This is a genomic window from Aequorivita sp. 609 (assembly GCF_014212065.1).
Taxonomy (GTDB): Bacteria; Bacteroidota; Bacteroidia; order Flavobacteriales; family Flavobacteriaceae; genus Aequorivita; species Aequorivita sinensis.
Map to the genome: position 1 here is coordinate 1 of NZ_JACJVM010000033.1, position 18,971 is coordinate 18,971.

General features: G+C 36.4%; 13 protein-coding genes and 1 tRNA gene. 9 read left to right on the forward strand and 5 right to left on the reverse strand.

Annotation, left to right across the window (positions count from 1 at the left end):
• Window positions 1-155: 155 nt before the first annotated feature.
• Complete coding sequence (locus H4O20_RS08955) at window positions 156-479, forward strand: hypothetical protein (protein WP_185099037.1); 324 nt, start codon at window positions 156-158, stop codon at window positions 477-479.
• Between the two features lie 158 nt (window positions 480-637).
• Here H4O20_RS08955 and H4O20_RS08960 read toward each other — a convergent pair.
• Window positions 638-715: transfer RNA gene (locus H4O20_RS08960), tRNA-Val, on the reverse strand.
• Window positions 716-862: 147 nt separating this feature from the next.
• Between H4O20_RS08960 and H4O20_RS08965 the strand changes: the two genes are divergently transcribed.
• Entirely contained in the window at window positions 863-1,843 is a 981-nt protein-coding gene (locus H4O20_RS08965; RefSeq protein WP_139853785.1) for a YitT family protein, read from the forward strand.
• Window positions 1,844-1,969: 126 nt separating this feature from the next.
• Here H4O20_RS08965 and murF read toward each other — a convergent pair whose 3' ends face one another.
• The gene (murF, locus tag H4O20_RS08970) at window positions 1,970-3,250 is read right to left on the reverse strand and encodes a UDP-N-acetylmuramoyl-tripeptide--D-alanyl-D-alanine ligase (protein ID WP_185099038.1); all 1,281 of its coding nucleotides are present in this window, start codon (window positions 3,248-3,250) and stop codon (window positions 1,970-1,972) included.
• A gap of 78 nt (window positions 3,251-3,328) precedes the next feature.
• A complete protein-coding gene (gldJ, locus tag H4O20_RS08975; protein WP_139854396.1) occupies window positions 3,329-5,002 on the reverse strand; it encodes a gliding motility lipoprotein GldJ in 1,674 nt (557 codons plus the stop codon).
• 226 nt (window positions 5,003-5,228) lie between these two features.
• On the opposite strand from gldJ, the gene porU reads away from it, so the two are divergent.
• From porU to H4O20_RS09005, 6 genes are all read left to right on the forward strand, one after another.
• Window positions 5,229-9,068, forward strand: a complete 3,840-nt coding sequence (porU, locus tag H4O20_RS08980) for a type IX secretion system sortase PorU (protein ID WP_185099039.1) — start codon at window positions 5,229-5,231, stop codon at window positions 9,066-9,068.
• A 34-nt stretch (window positions 9,069-9,102) separates the two neighbouring features.
• Window positions 9,103-10,284 (forward strand): type IX secretion system outer membrane channel protein PorV, encoded by a 1,182-nt coding sequence (porV, locus tag H4O20_RS08985; RefSeq protein ID WP_185099040.1) that lies wholly within the window; start codon window positions 9,103-9,105, stop codon window positions 10,282-10,284.
• Window positions 10,285-10,357: 73 nt separating this feature from the next.
• The gene (gene cdd / locus H4O20_RS08990; RefSeq protein WP_185099041.1) at window positions 10,358-10,840 is read left to right on the forward strand and encodes a cytidine deaminase; all 483 of its coding nucleotides are present in this window, start codon (window positions 10,358-10,360) and stop codon (window positions 10,838-10,840) included.
• A gap of 177 nt (window positions 10,841-11,017) precedes the next feature.
• Window positions 11,018-12,016: a pyruvate dehydrogenase (acetyl-transferring) E1 component subunit alpha gene (gene pdhA / locus H4O20_RS08995; protein ID WP_185099042.1), complete on the forward strand. Its 999-nt coding sequence runs from the start codon at window positions 11,018-11,020 to the stop codon at window positions 12,014-12,016.
• A 3-nt stretch (window positions 12,017-12,019) separates the two neighbouring features.
• On the forward strand, window positions 12,020-13,654 hold the full coding sequence (locus H4O20_RS09000) for a pyruvate dehydrogenase complex dihydrolipoamide acetyltransferase (protein ID WP_185099043.1): 1,635 nt from the start codon (window positions 12,020-12,022) through the stop codon (window positions 13,652-13,654).
• Window positions 13,655-13,782: 128 nt separating this feature from the next.
• A complete protein-coding gene (locus H4O20_RS09005; RefSeq protein ID WP_185099044.1) occupies window positions 13,783-14,463 on the forward strand; it encodes an SDR family oxidoreductase in 681 nt (226 codons plus the stop codon).
• A gap of 14 nt (window positions 14,464-14,477) precedes the next feature.
• On the opposite strand, the gene H4O20_RS09010 is transcribed toward H4O20_RS09005, so the two are convergent.
• Together H4O20_RS09010 and H4O20_RS09015 are read right to left on the reverse strand one after the other, a co-directional pair.
• Window positions 14,478-15,632, reverse strand: coding sequence for a PepSY domain-containing protein (locus tag H4O20_RS09010; protein ID WP_185099045.1), 1,155 nt, complete (start codon window positions 15,630-15,632; stop codon window positions 14,478-14,480).
• Window positions 15,633-15,702: 70 nt separating this feature from the next.
• A complete protein-coding gene (locus tag H4O20_RS09015) occupies window positions 15,703-18,084 on the reverse strand; it encodes a TonB-dependent receptor (RefSeq protein ID WP_185099046.1) in 2,382 nt (793 codons plus the stop codon).
• A gap of 253 nt (window positions 18,085-18,337) precedes the next feature.
• Between H4O20_RS09015 and H4O20_RS09020 the strand changes: the two genes are divergently transcribed.
• Window positions 18,338-18,934 (forward strand): SprT-like domain-containing protein, encoded by a 597-nt coding sequence (locus H4O20_RS09020; protein WP_185099047.1) that lies wholly within the window; start codon window positions 18,338-18,340, stop codon window positions 18,932-18,934.
• Window positions 18,935-18,971: the final 37 nt, after the last annotated feature.

Here is an 18,971-nt window from a genome sequence, read left to right on the forward strand (position 1 = left end):
AATCATTCAATGCAAAGATAAAAGCATTTAGGGCACAATTTAGAGGAGTGAAAAACGTAGAATTCTTTCTGTATAGATTAACAACAATTTTTGCATAAACACAACAATTGTTCTTGATCCGTGAAGTTTACAAAGAAAAAGTAGACGGAAAAAGAATGAAATTAAAAATAAAAATCAAGAATAGATGGCCTATATTCGGAGGAACTAAAATTATTCATAAGTTCCGTTACAGAAAAAATGGAACCAAAACCATAACTCCAACCGGTCCAATTTATGTGGAAAGTGGTTTAGACTGTACTCCACAGGATATAAGTTCAATAATTTCAAGCGAATCCCAAAATGGGAAGAAGCGATTAAAACAAAGATTTATAAGCAACAATAAGTACAAGATAGATCTTGAAACTCCGTATAGTGTAAAATTCTCACATTCTAACGGCTTTAATCACACACTTACCTTTATAGATACTTGCTCTAAATAAATAATTAAAATTTTCTTTCAGGAAACAAACCGTCTTAAATTAATTAGGGCGGTTTTTTTATAAACACAACAATTGTTCTTGATCCTTCTTGATCCTATAATATGTAGACGAAATATTCCATAAAAAAAGCCGAAGTATAGACTTCGGCTTCTGAAAGTTGGTGGGCGATGAGGGGTTCGAACCCCCGACCCCCTCGGTGTAAACGAGGTGCTCTGAACCAGCTGAGCTAATCGCCCTTTCACTTAGCGGTTGCAAATATAGGTTACTTTTTAATACCAACAAACATTTTTTAAAAAAAAATTCAAATTCTATAAAAATTATATCTTGTGAGAGGGTTTTTATGGTTTATCTTTGAAATCGATTAACCATAAAAAATCTACTTTTTGATTCCATTCATTAAAAAAATTATCATATCGGTTGTAAAAAGGCAAAACCAACAACCAAAAAATGCGAAAAACGAATCGTCTTTTGACAAAAGTGTAAGAAACCTTGAAGTAGAAGTTAAACACGAAATTTATGAGTTTTTCTACCTACTACTTGGAGTTTTAGCTGCTTCATTTGGACTTAGAGGGTTTTTAATGCCGAATAGTTTTATAGACGGAGGTATTACAGGGATTTCACTTATGGTAAATGAGCTTACAAATATTTCACTACCCTTATTACTCGTTTGTTTTAACCTCCCTTTCTTAATAATGGCCTACTTTACTGTAGGAAAAAGCTTTGCCATAAAGAGTGTAATGGGAATTACCTTTTTAGCAATAGCTGTTGCTCTAATTCCATTCCCGCAAATAACAGATGATAAGATTTTAATTGCTTCATTTGGAGGTCTCTTTTTAGGACTCGGAATCGGTTTGGCCATCCGTGGTGGAGCGATTATAGACGGCACAGAGGTTCTTGCAATTTATATAAGCCGCAAAACGAACTTAACTGTTGGTAACGTTATACTTCTATTTAACGTAATCATTTTTATAAATGCTGCTTATTTTCTTTCTACCGAAATTGCTCTTTATGCTATTCTTACCTATTTCGCAGCTTCAAAAACTGTAGATTTTGTGATAGACGGTATTGAAGAATTTATGGGGATAACCATTATTTCAGATTATAGTGATGAAATTCGACTTGCTATTATTCAAAAAATGGGACGAGGTTGTACCTTATTTAAAGCCGAAAAAGGTTACTCGCAAAACGGAGAAGTGCGCAAACCTGTAGATGTGGTTTACACGGTTATAACAAGGTTAGAGATGACAAAACTTAAAACTGAAGTAGAAAAGATTGACAGCAATGCCTTTATTATTATGACTTCCATTAAAGACGCCAAAGGCGGAATGATTAAAAAGAAGCCAATTAAAAAATTCGACAAATAGTTTTATAAAATTTCGGCTAACTACTAAAAGCTGATTCTTATCAAGCCAGGTTGAATATCAATAATACTAATCATCTCTGGAATTCAGCTGCAATGTTTCATTAAAGGTGAAGTAGTTTCACCTCAATTATATGAGATCTAAAATTCGCTCTAAAGCCATTCCTCTTGATGCTTTTATCAAAACAGTAGCATTTTCTAGCTCCTGAGTTTTTATCACTTCTTTTAAGTCATCAAATGTTTTAAACTGCTTTATATGTGAAGCACTGTTTTTTGCTTTATAAAAATTACTTCCCGTCAAAAACACTTTTCCAAAATTGTTTTCTGTCAAGAAATTTACAATACTTTGATGTTCAGCTTCAGAATCTGTTCCTAACTCAAACATGTCACCTAGAAATATAACTTTATTATCTCCTTTGGTTTGTTTGAAATTTTCCAAGGCCGCCATCATACTTGTTGGGTTTGCATTATAAGCATCCAACAATATAGTATTTGAACCCCGCTGCATCAATTGCGAACGATTGTTTGACGGAACATAATTTTCTATCCCCTGTTTAATATCGTTAACTGAAACGTTTAGATAAGCGCCTATAGCAATGGCCGCAGAGACGTTTGCGAAGTTGTATACACCAACCAGGTTACTTTGTATCTCAGTGCCATTGTACTCAACTAAAAGATGATTAGAACCATCTAAAAGTTTTATAACATAATCAGCATTTGAGTCGCCAAAGGTAATTCTATATATCTCTTTAGAATTTTCTAGTTGTTTTGAATCGTTAGCGTTTACAAATATTTTTTTATTGTGGTCTTTTAAAAACTGATAAAGCTCAGTTTTCCCTTGTATTACACCTTCTAGGCTACCAAATCCTTCCAAATGCGCTTTTCCAAAATTTGTAATATATCCGAAATCAGGTTTTGCTATTTCACTTAGCATTCTAATTTCACCTAGATGATTTGCGCCCATTTCAACAATCCCTATTTCCGTTTCCGAATCCATCGAAAGCAAAGTAAGCGGCACCCCTATATGGTTGTTTAAATTACCTTTAGTTGCAACCGTTTTAAACTTTTGAGATAAAACCGCATTTATAAGTTCTTTTGAAGTGGTTTTACCATTACTACCTGTAAGCGATATAATGTGAAGTCCTAAATAATTTCTATGGAAGTACGCCAATTGTTGTAGCGTTACTAGAACATTTTCTACTAAAATTGTTTCACCGGTATCTTTATGAAATTTCTTTTCGTCTATTACCACTTTAAAAGCCCCTTTATCTAAGGCTTCTTGTGCAAACATATTGCCGTTAAAATTATCGCCTTTTAATGCAAAGAAGATTGATTTTACGGGAACATTCCTAGAGTCGGTGCTTACTCCAGAGCTTTCTAAAAAGTATTGATGTATTGTTTTTATATCCATAATCTTAGTGTGAATATATAAAAAAACCCTCCAAAGTTTATCACTTTGAAGGGCATAATTTTTAAAAAAGTTTGAACTTTAGTTTCTCGCTTTCTTTCCTTTTTTAGATTTAGAACCAACACGACTCATAGCACATCTAAAGCCAATGAAGTCTGAAGCCATATCTTGTGGGAAATATCTTCTTTGAGCTGGGTCTAACCAATATTCTCTATCTCTCCAAGATCCACCTTTGTATACTCTAACTTCGTTACTAATTAAAGTTGTACGGTTATTAGATTTGTCATAAACGCGATCTAACTGCCCTGTGGTATCTGCGTATACATTGTGAACTGGCGCGTTGTACATTCTTTTAGTATCGTCACCAGTTTCTCCAAAATCGTTTTGGAATGATTGGTAATATCTAGTTGATTCTTTATCACCATCTCTAAAATCGCGGTTATCTGCTTTAGAGAAGTTTGTTCTTAAGTAAGTATCTTTTTCATCAACTGGTACTTGAAGAATTTCACCAGGTAAGTTACGTGCTATAATTCTACCGTTACTTAAGGTGTCGTAAACTATAGAATCCATAGTAACTACTTTTACTTGACCATTCTCGTCGATTGCGTTTTTAGTGTAAACATTTCCACGATAGTAGTTAAAGTCGTTAAAGTCGTCATCGATAATTGGTCTGTAAATATCCGCTACCCATTCTGCAACGTTTCCAGCCATGTCGTATAGACCGTAGTCGTTAGGCGCATAAGATTTTACTTGAGCAGTAATATCGGCACCATCATCACTCCATCCAGAAATTCCACCGTAATCACCAGACCCTTGCTTAAAGTTAGCCATTTGATCACCTAATGATCTTCTCTTACCAGAGCGAGTGTATTGTCCTTCCCAAGGATATTTCTTTCTACCTCTGTATGCATTGTACTCACGAAGTCCTACTAAACCTAAAGCAGCATACTCCCATTCAGCTTCCGTTGGTAAACGGTATGCTGGTAGCAACATTCCATCCTGACGTTGAATATATAGGTTTGTACTGTCTTTACTTCTTTTAGCAATAGCTTCAGATTTTTTTCCTCCTCTTGTAATCGAATCGTTTCCACCATATGTTTTAGTTGGTGCATTAAGATACGTTTCAGTACTAAAGGTTTCACCTGGCTCAACTTCATAACGAGCATTTCTAGAAGTAACGCCTTCGTTTTCTAGAATCATTTCATTTACTCTATCGGTACGCCATTTACTAAATTCTACTGCCTGAACCCAACTAACTCCTACCACTGGATACTCTGCATATGCAGGGTGACGCAAGTAGTTATTAGTCATCACTTCGTTGAAACCTAAACGATTTCTCCAAACTAATGTATCAGGAACAGCTCCTTCGTAAATTCTGCGATAATTTTCGTTAGAAGGTGGGAAAACTTTCTTTAACCAATCTAAATACTCTAAGTACATTAGGTTAGTTACTTCGGTTTCGTCCATGTAAAAAGACTGAACGTGCTGTTGGTTTGGGGTATTATTCCAGTCGTGCATTGGATCATCCTGAACACGGCCCATGGTAAATGTACCTCCTTCAATAAATACTAGTCCAGGACCAGTTTCTTGTTCTTTAAACTGAGGGTCGTACTGAAAGCCGCCTTCTTTAGAGTTTAGCTTCCATCCGGTAGCACGAGAACTGTCTTTGTAGTCTCTAGATTTATTGCAACTAACAAATACTGTGGCTGCAAGCGCAGCAACAAATAGCTTTAATGCAAGGTTTTTTCTTAACATCATAAATTCAAAAATATGTGAGAATTGGGTTCGCAATATAGTAATTAACGACAAAATCACAATAATATTTTATTATTATTGCGTTCTAGTAAAGGCTTTGTTAAAAAACCTTTTCACGATAGCAAACGTATTAGTTTTGATAATATTATCCTAATTACAATATTGCACAAAGTTATTAAAAAGGATCAGCTATACTAACTGTTTATTTAAAGCGTTAATAATATTGATGAAAAAACAATTATTTTTATTACTACTTTTTTGCATCCCATCTATAGGTATAGCACAGTCTCGAAACATTTCAATTAGCTGGAACAACAAACCTGAATTTGTTGAAACATCAGGAAATAATTTTTCAGATAATGCTACAAAGCAAGAAAAACTTGAAGAATTAAAACTTCAAATTAACGAAGAAACCATCAGTTATGGCACACAATGGGAGGATCAAGGCTTCGCCGATAAAAATTCAGTAAGAGTTACCAACGTTACCTACGCCCCACTGTCATCAAGCGCTGTTAGCAATCTAAATACAGATTTAATTCCAAATGAGCTGACCTATAATCTAGTTAGTACAAAATCTAGAGAAAAACTTTTTACAACATTTATTGTTTCTCCAATTGTAGGTTCAAATGGAAATTATAGACGCGTTACAGCATTAAAAGTTGATTATAATTACGGGCCACAAAGTCGTAATATGCCTCCGGGTATTACTAATTCTGTTCTATCACAAGGCCAGTGGTTTAAATTTAAAGTTGAAAAAACCGGTGTTCATAAAATTGACAAAGCTTTTTTAAATAGCTTAGGCATGAATACCGACGGAATAAACCCGCAAACCATAAAAATTTACGGGCATGGCGGACAATCGCTACCCTTGTTAAATGCTGAAAACAGATTTTTCGATTTACCTGAAACCCCTATACAGGTAGTTGGAGAAGCAGACGGAAGCTTTGATTCTAGCGATTATATACTTTTCTACGGTACAAGCACCAAAGGTTATGTTGAAGAAAACGACTCCAACATTAACCCTTATACCGATGAGTCCTATTATTATATTACAGCAGGTGGCGAAAGCGGTAAACGTATAACTCAAATGGTTGAACCAACCGCTTCGGCTACTGTGATTATCGATGAATTTGACGATTATCAATTTCACGAAAAAGACGAGGAAAGCCCAACAAAATTGGGGAGAAGATGGTTTGGAAACAGATTCGACATTCAAAGTGAACAAAGCTTCACTTTCGACTTCCCTAATATTGTATCGGGCGCTCCAATGAAAATATTAATTAAGGCTGCCGCAGCATCCGAAAGTGCTACTTCTATGAATGTAACAGTAAATAGCACCAGCCTTAATCCTATTACATTTTCTGCTTTAGGCTCTTCTGGACTTTTAAACCTATCTCAACTTGACACCGAAGTTCCTGCTAGTGGAGAGTCGGTAACAATTGACCTAGCTTATAACAACAACGGAAACCCGTCTAGTATAGGATACTTAGACTATATTAGTATATGGGTTAAAAGAAAACTTACGGGAACAGCTAAGCAAATGGCTTTTCAATATAACGATGCTGTTAACCTAAGTGGAGTGGCAGATTATCAAATAGCAAATGCAAGTCAGATAAGTCAGATTTGGGATGTTACAGACCCACAGTTTATCACTTCAAAAAAAAATGAAGAAAGCGCATCTTCAATAAGTTTTAAACAAAATTTAGGCAGACTCAGAAAATATGTAGCAATTAATCCAAACGATTATTTCACGCCTATTAAGATTTCTCAATCTGCAGTAGCAAATCAAAATTTAAAGGGAAGTATATTTAAGGATGAATCTGGCCAGTTTAAAGACATCGACTATATTATTATAACGGCTCCTTTTTTAATTCAACCTGCATTACGCCTTGCTAATCACCATAAAAACTTAAACGGCCTTAATGTAAAAGTGGTTACTACAGATAAGATTTACGAAGAGTTTAGCTCTGGCAGTCAAGATATATCGGCAATTCGAAACTTTATTCGATATGTTTATTTCAATGCCTCTTCCGAAGCTAATCGCGTTAAATACGTCGGTATATTAGGAGACACCTCTATTGACTATAAAAACAGAATTTCAAACAACAATAATATAGTACCAACTTATCACACCTTATCGAGTACTAGTATAAGTTTTTCATTCATGTCTGATGATTTCTTTGGAAATATGGATGAAAATGAAGGTACTATCGGGCAAAGGTCTGGCGATATTGATTTGTTAGATATCGCTATGGGAAGAATTGTTGCAGATAATGTTCCATTAGCAAATGCAATGGTCGACAAGGTAATCAACTACACCTCTGAAAGCACTTATGGCAACTGGAGAACAAATTTTGTTTTAGTTTCTGATGATGCCGATAATAGCACAGACGCAACCTTACAGCGTAATCTCGATGCCCTCGGAGATCAAATATCGGACGAAAAACCTTTTATAAATGTAAAGAAAATTCACTCCGACTCATACCAGCAACAAGCATCCGCTGGTGGAAATAGATACCCTGAAGTAAATGAAGCCATAAAAACTGCATTTGAAGCGGGAGCAATTATTCTCGATTACTTTGGCCACGGGGGTGAAGATGGACTAGCGCACGAATTTATATACACCAAAGGAATAGCTGAAGGACTTAAAAACAAAAACAAACTGCCTTGTGTTATTACCGTAACTTGCGAATTCACAAAGTTTGATAATCCGCTTCGCATTACCGCTGGAGAATTAACTTATCAAAACAAAGAAGGCGGTGCAATTTCTATGGTTACTACTACCCGTGCAATTTTTATTAGAACGGGGGTAACTTTTAATGAATACCTAGCAGAACACCTTTTTGGTTATGGCAGAGATGTACCGGTTGCTCCTTCTGAAGGACTTCGTCTATCAAAAGCCGACTTAGGAATAGGAACACCACTTCGTCGTGTAGTTTTCTATATTGGAGATCCTGCGATGAATCTTGCTTTTCCAAAAAAAGATATTCAAATTACTCATTTAAACGATGTTCCAATTGCCCAAGCTACCGACACACTTAAAGCCTTGAGCAAAGTAAAATTTAGCGGTCAAATTTTAAGCCCGAATGGGACACCAATGACAGATTACAACGGCACCCTTGGCGCGAAAGTTTTCGATAAAAAAGTTCAACGCCAAACCTTAGACAACGACAATATTGGTGAAATAATGGATTTTGAAGTATTAGGTGAAGTATTGTTTAACGGACAAGCGTCTATACAAAATGGGCAATTCGACTTTGAATTTGTTGTTCCTCGAGATATTCAAATTCCGGTAGGTAAAGGCCGAGTAAGCCTTTATGCCGAGAGAGAAAACGCTTTAGAAGATCAAGCAGGTGTAAACCTAGATATTAACGTAGGAGGATTAAATGAAAATGCTCCTGAAGACAACGAAGGCCCACTTATTAAATTATTTATGAACGACGAAAGTTTCGTTTCGGGTGGCATTACAGACGACTCCCCTATCTTATTAGCAAAACTTGAGGACCCTAATGGAATAAATACTGCAAGTGGGATTGGTCACGATATAGTAGCTACACTAGACGGAGATGAATCAAATCCATTTGTATTAAACGAATTTTACCAAGCCGAAGTGGACGATTACACTAAAGGTACGGCAACTTTTAAGTTTCGTGATTTAGAAGACGGATTGCACACATTAAAGCTAAAAGCTTGGGATGTTTACAACAATTCTTCTACTGCAGAGATACAATTTGTGGTTGCTGGTAATGAAAAATTAGAAATAACTCGCGTTTTAAACTATCCAAACCCATTTGTAAACTACACAGAATTCTGGTTTAACCACAATAGACCTGATGAAACACTAGATGTACAAGTTCAAGTTTTTACAGTTACTGGGAAAATAGTTTGGACAAAAAATGCAGCAATTCCGCCATCTGGAAGCTATCTATCTCGAGAAATTACTTGGGACGGTCGCGACGATTTTGGAGATAAAATAGGAAAAGGTGTATATGTATATAAGATTACAGTTAAATCTGCGTTAACCAATCAGCGAGTTGAAAAATTTGAGAAACTCGTTATCCTTTAAAAATTAAAATTATATTTGCTCAAAATTCACAATAATGAAGAAAATTCTTATTACCGTACTAATAGGTTTAGTTGCTTTTAAATCGGTGAAAGCACAAAATGATATCGAAAAATTTAATCCAATTACAACAGGTGTCCCTTTCTTACTTATTGCCGCTGACCCTCGTGCTGGCGCATTAGGAGACATTGGTGTTGTGACTTCTCACGATGCTTTTTCACAGCACTGGAACCCAGCTCAAAACGTTTTTGCATTGTCTAAACAAGGAGTTGGTATTTCATACACGCCATATTTAAGTAAATTGGTAAACGATATATTCTTAGCCGACGTAACCTATTACAACCGTCTAAGCGAGCGTAGTGCTGTAGGTGCTAGTTTAAGGTATTTTAAACTTGGTGACATTGAAGCACGTCAAACATTAGAGCAAGACCCATTAATCTTAAGCCCTAACGAATTTACTTTCGATGTGTCTTACGCACTTCGATTAAGTGAGCGTTTTTCTATGGCAGTTTCTGGTAGATACCTTCGTTCAGATTTAAAACTTCAAACAAGTGATGCCGATGCTTCTGCAGCAAGCTCATTTGCAGTAGATGTTTCAGGATATTACCAAAGTGAAGAAATTCCTTACAGCGATTTTGATGGCCGTTGGAGAATGGGTTTTAATATTTCAAACATTGGACCTAAAATTAAATATGACAACTCAGACAATTCTGAAAGCAACCTTCCAACAAACCTAGCTTTAGGTGGAGGTTTCGACTTTATTCTTGATGAGTACAACAAAGTAGGGGTTTCATTGGAAGTTAATAAACTTTTAGTACCAACTCCACAAGATCCAGACCTTAACGGTGATGGTGAAGTTACTTCAGAAGAGATCGCTCAAAACAACAGAGATTACAGAAACATAAGCTTTATCTCTGGTATGTTTAAGTCGTTTGGCGATGCTCCAGGAGGAATGTCTGAAGAATTAAAAGAATTTACTTGGGCATTAGGTGCTGAATACTGGTATCAAGATGTATTTGCTTTCCGTGCGGGTTACTTCAACGAAAGCGACATGAAAGGGGGAAGAAAATTTGCTTCTGTAGGTGCAGGTTTCCGTTATACTGCTATCAACATTGATATTTCTTACTTATTTGGAACTGGTAAAGTTGTTACTCCACTAGACGGAACACTTCGTTTTGGATTAACTTTCAACTTTGGTGATACTTACGACGAGTATTAGAATAAAAAGTTGAGCAATTGAGCTCTCTTCCTACAAGGTTTTCAAAACCTTTTAGGAATATTAACAATCACACGTGAAAAAACAAAAAATAGAAATCTCAATTGAAGTTTTTGAATCTGTTTCAGAGCTTCCAAAAGATATTCAAGAATTAATGAATAAGGCGCAAGAAGCACGTAATAATGCTTATGCGCCTTATTCACTTTTTAAAGTTGGAGCAGCTATTAGGCTTGCTTCAAACGAAATTACTATTGGCAGTAATCAAGAAAATGCAGCCTACCCTTCAGGATTATGCGCAGAGCGTGTGGCTATTTTCCATACAGGAGCACTCTATCCAAATGAAGAAATTAAAGCAATTGCTATTTCTGCCAGTTCTTCTAAGCAAGTTTTAACCGAACCCATTGGACCTTGTGGCGCCTGCAGACAGTCTTTGGCGGAATACGAACAAAAACAAAAATCTCCAATCGCTGTATATTTTATGGGGGAAACTGGAAAGATTGTTAAAACTAATTCAGTAATGGATTTACTTCCCTTAGGTTTCGATGCCAAATACCTCTAACAGCAGCATTAAATCTAAAATACTCACTTTCTAAATAAACTTTGTCCAAAACTCGCTTTTAGCAATTTTTCAGGCATTTGTATTTTAGGAATTGTTATTTGTATTTTCTCCTTTTAAAGTACTATTTTTGTTATCCGTTTAATAAATTTTCCCCTGGGAAAACCTTATAGCAGATAGATGAAGAAAATCACTAAGAAAACGTACCTAGATTGGTACGAAAACATGCTCTTTTGGCGCAAATTCGAAGACAAACTTGCGCAAGTTTATATCAATCAAAAAGTAAGAGGTTTTCTACACCTTTACAATGGTCAAGAAGCTGTTCTAGCAGGTGCTTTGCACGCTATGGATCTTTCTAAAGACCGAATGATTACCGCATATAGAAACCACGTACAACCTATTGGCATGGGTGTAGACCCAAGAAAAGTAATGGCAGAGCTTTATGGTAAGGCAACTGGTACTTCTCAAGGTTTAGGAGGTTCTATGCATATTTTTGCTAAAGAACACCGTTTTTACGGAGGTCACGGTATTGTAGGAGGACAAATTCCACTAGGTGCTGGCTTGGCTTTTGCCGATAAATATTTTGAAAGAGATGCTGTAACCTTAACCTATATGGGAGACGGTGCTACGCGTCAAGGTTCGCTTCACGAAACTTTTAACCTTACAATGCTTTGGAAACTTCCTGTAGTATTCTGTGTTGAAAATAATGGGTACGCTATGGGAACTTCGGTTGAACGTACCGCAAACCACACCGATATTTACAAACTTGGTCTTGGCTACGAAATGCCGTGTAAACCAGTTGATGCTATGAAGCCAGAAGTTGTAGCAAAAGAAATGGACGAGGCTATTAAACGCGCACGTCGCGGAGATGGACCGACTTTCTTAGAGTTGCGTACGTATCGCTACCGTGGACACTCAATGAGTGATGCACAGCATTATAGAACAAAAGAAGAAGTTGCCAAGAAACAAGAAGAAGATCCAATTAGCTATGTTCTTCACCAAATTTATGAAAACGATTGGGCAACTCAAGACGAGATTAAAAAGATAAACCAAAGGGTTAAAGACTTGGTAGACGAATGTGAAAAATTCGCTGAAGAATCTCCATATCCAGAGAAGAACGTGATGTTCGATTCTGTTTATGAACAACAAGATTACCCTTTTTTATCAGATAAATTATAAGAGATGGCAGAAGTAATAAACATGCCGCGTTTAAGCGACACCATGGAGGAAGGAACGGTAGCAACTTGGCTTAAAAAAGTTGGGGATACCGTAAACGAAGGCGATATTTTAGCCGAAATTGAAACCGATAAAGCCACAATGGAGTTTGAATCTTTTTACGAAGGAACATTACTTCACATAGGAATTCAAGAAGGTGAAACCGCACCTGTAGATACTCTTTTGGCGATAATTGGTGAAGAAGGCGAAGACATTTCTGATTTACTAAAAGGTAAAAGTTCTGAAGAAAAAGAAACTGATACCGACAACAAATCGAAAGAACAGGAAAAGGCTGAAGATTCTCCAAAGGAAACTGAGGAGTCATCAACATCAGAAAAAGCAGATTTACCTGAAGGTGTTGAAGTAATTACAATGCCTCGTCTAAGTGATACAATGACGGAAGGAACTGTTGCTAGCTGGCTTAAAAACGAAGGCGATAAGGTAGAAGAAGGTGATATTTTAGCTGAAATTGAAACCGATAAGGCTACCATGGAATTTGAGTCGTTCTATTCTGGAACGCTTTTAAAAATTGCCATTGGCGCAGGCGAGTCGTCACCTGTAGATGCTGTACTTGCTATTATTGGTCCAGAAGGAACTGACGTATCTGGAATTGTTGAAAGCTATCAAACAAAATCAAATACTTCTGAGGCACCTAAAGAGGAGAAGAAAGAAACTTCTAAACCAAAAGAAGCGGAAAAAGCGACTCCGGTTCAAGCTTCAAAAGAAAACACAAGGTCAGAAACTGTTAATGAAGGAAGACTATTTGTATCTCCTTTAGCAAGAGTTTTAGCTGAAGAAAAGGGAATTAACCTGCGTCATGTTCGTGGAAGTGGTGAAAATGGGCGTATTGTAAAAAGCGATATTGAAAACTATCAGCCAGCTGCACTAGGTGGAGCACAAGCTTACACTCCAGTTGGAACAGAAAGTTTTGAAGAGGTGAAAAACTCTCAGATGCGTAAGACCATCGCCAAGCGATTGTCTGAATCTAAATTTACGGCTCCAGAATACTATCTAACTGTTGAGTTGGACATGGATAACGCAATTTCATCACGCCAAGCGATAAACTCTGATCCAGATGTTAAAATATCGTTTAACGATATGATCATCAAAGCGTGTGCAATGGCGTTGCGTAAGCACCCACAAGTAAACAGCCAATGGTCACCAGAAGCTACAAAAATCGCAAAGCACATCCATATCGGGGTTGCAGTAGCAGTAGATGAAGGATTGCTTGTACCTGTATTGAAATTTGCAGACCAAATGACGTTCTCGCAAATTGGAGCTCAAGTAAAAGAGTTGGCTGGAAAAGCAAGAAATAAGAAAATAACTCCACAAGAAATGGAAGGTAGTACGTTTACTGTTTCTAACCTTGGAATGTTTGGAATAGATGAATTTACTTCTATTATAAACCAACCAAACTCAGCGATTTTATCGGTTGGGGCTATTGTACAAAAACCAGTGGTTAAAAACGGGCAAATAGCTGTGGGTAATACTATGAAGGTTACACTTGCTTGCGACCACAGAACAGTTGATGGTGCAACAGGAGCTAAATTCTTACAAACAGTACGACAGTATATCGAGAATCCTGTTACTATGTTTGTGTAGAAATTAAAAGACTACAAGGTTTTTCCGCTTTTTAACAGATCTCCTTGTAAGTTTAATATTCATTAGGTTTAGACCTACAAGGTGGGCTCCGGCAACACCTTGCAGGTCTTTTTATTAAATATCACTCCATGAAAAACATAATAATTACAGGAACATCAAGAGGTATTGGCTTTGAAATGGTGAAGTTATTTTCAGAAGCTGGACATAATGTATTGGCGCTTTCGAGAAACTCTAAGCCTGTTTCAGAGTTAAACTTGAAAAATGTTACTTCTTTAGAATTTGATATCGCTGACGGAGCTGCAATTGTAAAGCTATCCAGCTTTCTTCAATCAAGAATGGAAAGGGTAGATGTTTTAATAAACAACGCTGGACACTTAGTTAATAAACCTTTTGAAGAAATTACTGCCGAAGAGTTTAAGGCTTGTTACGATGTAAATGTGTTAGGGCCTTCTATTTTAATAAAAACCTTGCTACCTTATATAAACAAGGATGGACACGTGGTAAATATAAGTAGCATGGGTGGTGTTCAAGGCAGTGTGAAGTTCCCAGGACTAAGTGCATATAGCAGTAGTAAAGGTGCAATACTTACCCTAACAGAATTGCTTGCTGAAGAGTATAAAGAAACGGGTCCTTCTTTTAATGCTTTAGCATTAGGCTCTGTACAAACGGAAATGCTTGAAGAAGCTTTCCCAGGCTTAAAAGCCCCACTTTCAGCCACCGAAATGGCGCAATACATAATGGATTTTTCGCTTACGGGAAACAAGTTTTACAATGGGAAAATTTTACAGGTTTCGAGTACTACGCCTTAACTTTTTACAATTATCTAAGCTTTCTTTTTAGCAAGTTTTTTCTTTTTATCTTTTAATTTTTTAAGCCAAATAATTACCCCTGTAATCGGAAGACTTGTGGCAATCAAACAGGAAATAAAGTAAATAGTTTTTGAAAACCAGCCAAAGATTGTTCCCATGTGAAGTGATTTTATGGAACTCGCAATTTGCTCGTTTAGGAGTTTGTCTGAAAAAATTTCTTTAGCTATTATTGAACCATCACGATCTATTTTCAATTCGTCTACAGCTGTCTTAAAAAAATCTTGATCGTGGTATTTTCTAATATTAAATATTTCTTTTTCATCTGCAGGAATTTGTAAAACCGTAGTTCCCTCAAAAGGTAATTCTCTTTCGGTAATGTTTAATATATCAGTAAAATCTACACTTCTTTTATCTAAATCAATTTTAGATTCTATTTTAGGACCGCCACCTCGACCTCCAAAAACCTCAGTCCCGAGTACTGCACTCCCGGCATCCCTATACCATTGAAAAGACCAAAACAAACCTGTTACAGACATTATAACTAAAAATATAGCAGTGTAAAATCCCAAAGTTACATGTAGGTCATGGTTAATACGCTTCCACTTGCCTCGCCAAGCAATTTTAAAACCAGGTTTTAAATGTTTCCACTTCAGTTTTGACAATTTTTTCTTCGGAAACCAAAGTACGATTCCAGAAATAGAAAGAATTAAAAATATAATAGTTGATATTCCAACAATAGGCCTTCCGATAGATATATCTAGTAACAACCACCGATGCAATTTAAAGTTAGCCATAAAAAACCCATCCAACGGGTTTTCAGGTTTTTTGGCATACTCCCCCTTGTATTGGTCAACAAAAAACGTAGTCCCACGACGGTCATTTTTATTTGTCTTTACAGAAAATTCATAGGGTTTTGTAGGCTCTGGGCTAATACTCACGCGCATAACTTCACCTTCAGAAATTAGTTTTTGCGCTAATTGTTCAATAGGCAGCTTTGTTTCGGTTGGTGAAACAGTAATTTCTTCAGCAAAAACACTTTTAATTTCTTCTTCAAAAGTAAGTATGGTTCCCGATAAGCAAATAATAAGTAAAATGATTCCACTCCCTACTCCTAACCACAAGTGAACATCATTTATAAACCTTCGGATTGTATATTTTTTGGTTTTCATCTAAAAATAATTCAATTAATGATAAAGGCACAACCTTGGTCGTGCCTTTATTAATTAACAACTCAAACAACTAAAAGCTATAACGAACTACCCCAGCAACACTTCTTGGGTCAGTTTGGTTGATATAGCGAGTTCTATAGGCGTTGTAGCCTATTTCATTAAAGACGTTATTTAAAAGAAATTGAACACTCCAGTTTTGGTCGAATTTATATTCAGCTTGGAAGTTTACTAGCGTATATGCTTCTACATCGAAAGGTTTTTGCCCAGGAACAATCCCTTCGTGCGTTACGGGACCTGAAGACCAATCGTTAATTGGGCGTTCACCTGTAAAGTAAGCTCCTGCTCCAATAGTTAAACCATCTAAAGCTGTATTTGCAAACGAATAATTAGCATATGCATTAAACGTGTGTTTTGGAGTATTAAGCGGGGCAGATCCGTAAACATAAGAGGTGTGCTCCTTGTATTGAGCGTCTATATACGAATACCCACCAATCAACTCCAAGTTTTGAAGCGGACGACCTGTTAATTCAACTTCTATTCCTTGTCGCTGGTCATTACCACCTTGGGTGTAATACAAGATGTTAGTCCAAGTTTCGTCGTAAACAGGGAGGTTAATATTTTTATTTTTGATTTTGAAAAGTGTCACATTAAAACGCAGTCTGTCGTTTAACCAAGTAGTTTTTAAACCTGTTTCAATCTGATCGTAACGCTCATTACCCAATTCCTCACCGTTTTCACCTAAGCGTGAAGCTGTTCTTGGATAAGAACTATTGGTGTATGAAGCAAAAATATTGATGTTTTTAATTGGTGAAATAATAAAACCACCTAATGGATTAAAAGCGTCGCTACGCGTATTTTCAGTTTCAGAAATTGTTTCCGTAGAACTATAGCGCGCTCCTAAAAATGTTTTTAACCATGAATTCCATGAAATTACATCTTGTGCCACAAAACCTAGTGAATTTGTTTTTCCACCGCTAATATTGGGGTCGTTTAAAGAAACATTTGGTAAGCGATGTGCTATGTTCTGAAAAACATTAATGGTATCGACTACTCCGGCAGATTGGCTACTAGTACTTACTCGAGAAGAACGATAATCAAACCCAACTTGAAAAGTGTGTTTAATAGAACCCGTGTATACATCGTCACCAATTAAATCGAATTGCAAAACGCTGTTGTTATCATCTCGGGTTGATGTAGTATAGCTACGCTGACGAACATTGTATAATGGAGCGTCATTTTCTTCAATTGTTTTCCCTAGGCTAGCACCTTTATCGTCTAAACTTAAAGACGAGCTGTAAAATGCACCTTTTAAGGTAAGCTTATCGTTTAATTCGTGATCCATTCGAATTGCATAGGTCGTATTTTGGGTAATGGAACGATCATTTTCAAACCCTAAAAACTGTGAATTTGGAAGATTGTAGATTGCGTTTACATCATTATCTGCAAGGTTAACGGTTCCTAAATCTGGCGTACGACTATCGTAGTAATGGTCTAACTCTAGTGTTACAGTAGTTTTCTTATTCACTTTCCATTGGAAAGATGGGTTGAAATAAAAACTTTCTTTATCTACCATATCGCGATAGCTATCAGCTCTTTCTAATGCTCCATTTAAACGGAATGCAATGTTTTTTTCTTTGTTAAGCGGTCCATATAAATCGAAGGTTGGCCTAATCTGTCCAAAACTATTTCCTCTTAAACTCACACTTCCTCCTGTGTTGTATTTAGGGGTTTTGGTAACTATGTTTATAATTCCACCCGGACTTCCTAAATCGGTAGCCACCCCTTGTGTAATTGAGGCTGTACCTTTTAGAATTTGGATATTATCTACTCCCTGCATATCGGTTAGCACACCCACACCTCTAAAATCGGAGTGTACTCGCACGCCATTTTTAAGTATTGGAATACCCCTAAATCCACGAGACGACATACTTTCACGTTTATTCCCATAAGTGGCAAAAGTATAAACCCCGGGTACATTTTTAGTAGCTTCAGAAATAGATAGAGCTCCTTGATCTTCAATTACCTTTTTAGAAATAACAGAAATACTCTGAATCTGCTCATAAGGTTTTAATGGTAATCGAGTAATAGATTCAATTTTGTCTGGATGGTCGTTTCGGTTGCCAAAAACTTCCACTTGCTCTAATTCATTATCAAAAGGAAGCTGAAAAACAATCCCGCTTAATACTGGCTGTTTTGGATGAATTGCAATTGAAATTGCCTGATACCCTACTCCACTTGAAGTTAATTGCCATTCCCCATAAGGAATATTGTTTAAGGTAAATTCACCATCTCCATTTGCTGTTCCTCCTTTTTTTATTTCGGAGATATAAACACTAGCAAAAGGGATAGGATTGTTGTCGATATCGATAACCTTTCCTTGAATTGTTGCTACTTCCTGCGCTATCACAAACTGTGCGCAAATCATAAAAAGTAACGAAGTAATGTATTTCATTTTATGTTATATTAATTTAGATTGAATTTAAATAAAGCGCAAAACTATTGTGCAAAACTCAATTATCCAAGACTATTTAGAATTAATTTAAATAAAAATATTTAACTATTTGATACTAAAATAAATGACAGATCCTTTCGCTTTCCATTCTGATTTAAATTTTATATTTTGACATCTAAATGAGCTTTCTAAGGCTAAATCTGGGTATTTTTGAAGCTGTTTCTAGGTGTAAAAATTCATATCTTGACCTTCTATGATAGAGATTCTTGAGAAATATATTCCACAGGCGTCTGTTGTTCCAGTTTTTGAGCTAATAAAGACTCACAATGTTCACCTAAAAATTGTTAACCAACGTGTTACACGTCACGGAGACTACAGAAGAATGCCTAATGGGCAACATCAAATTACTGTAAACACTTCTTTAAATCAATATCGTTTCCTTATAACCCTTATTCACGAAATAGCACATTTAGAAGCTTTCGAAAAGTACGGCAGGCTTATTAAGCCACACGGAATTGAATGGAAGCGTACATTTCAATTGCTAATGCTTCCCTTTTTACGTCCAGAGGTATTTCCGAATCAACTTTTACCATTATTAGCGCGACATTTTAAAAATCCGACAGCATCTAGTGACACCGACGCAAAATTATCACTAGCGTTGAAGCAGTTCGATCCCGAGAATGATAAAAACTATATCTTTGAAATCCCCTTAGGTGGTAGTTTTAGACTATATAATGGGAGAATATTTAAACGCGGAAAAAAGAAAGTGAAGCGATATGAATGTGTAGAAATTGCAACAGGCAGAGTTTACCTTTTTAATCCAAATGCTGAAGTGGAGTTTTTGAAATAAATATGAAAAAATTCCGGTTAACAGTTAGCAAGAACTG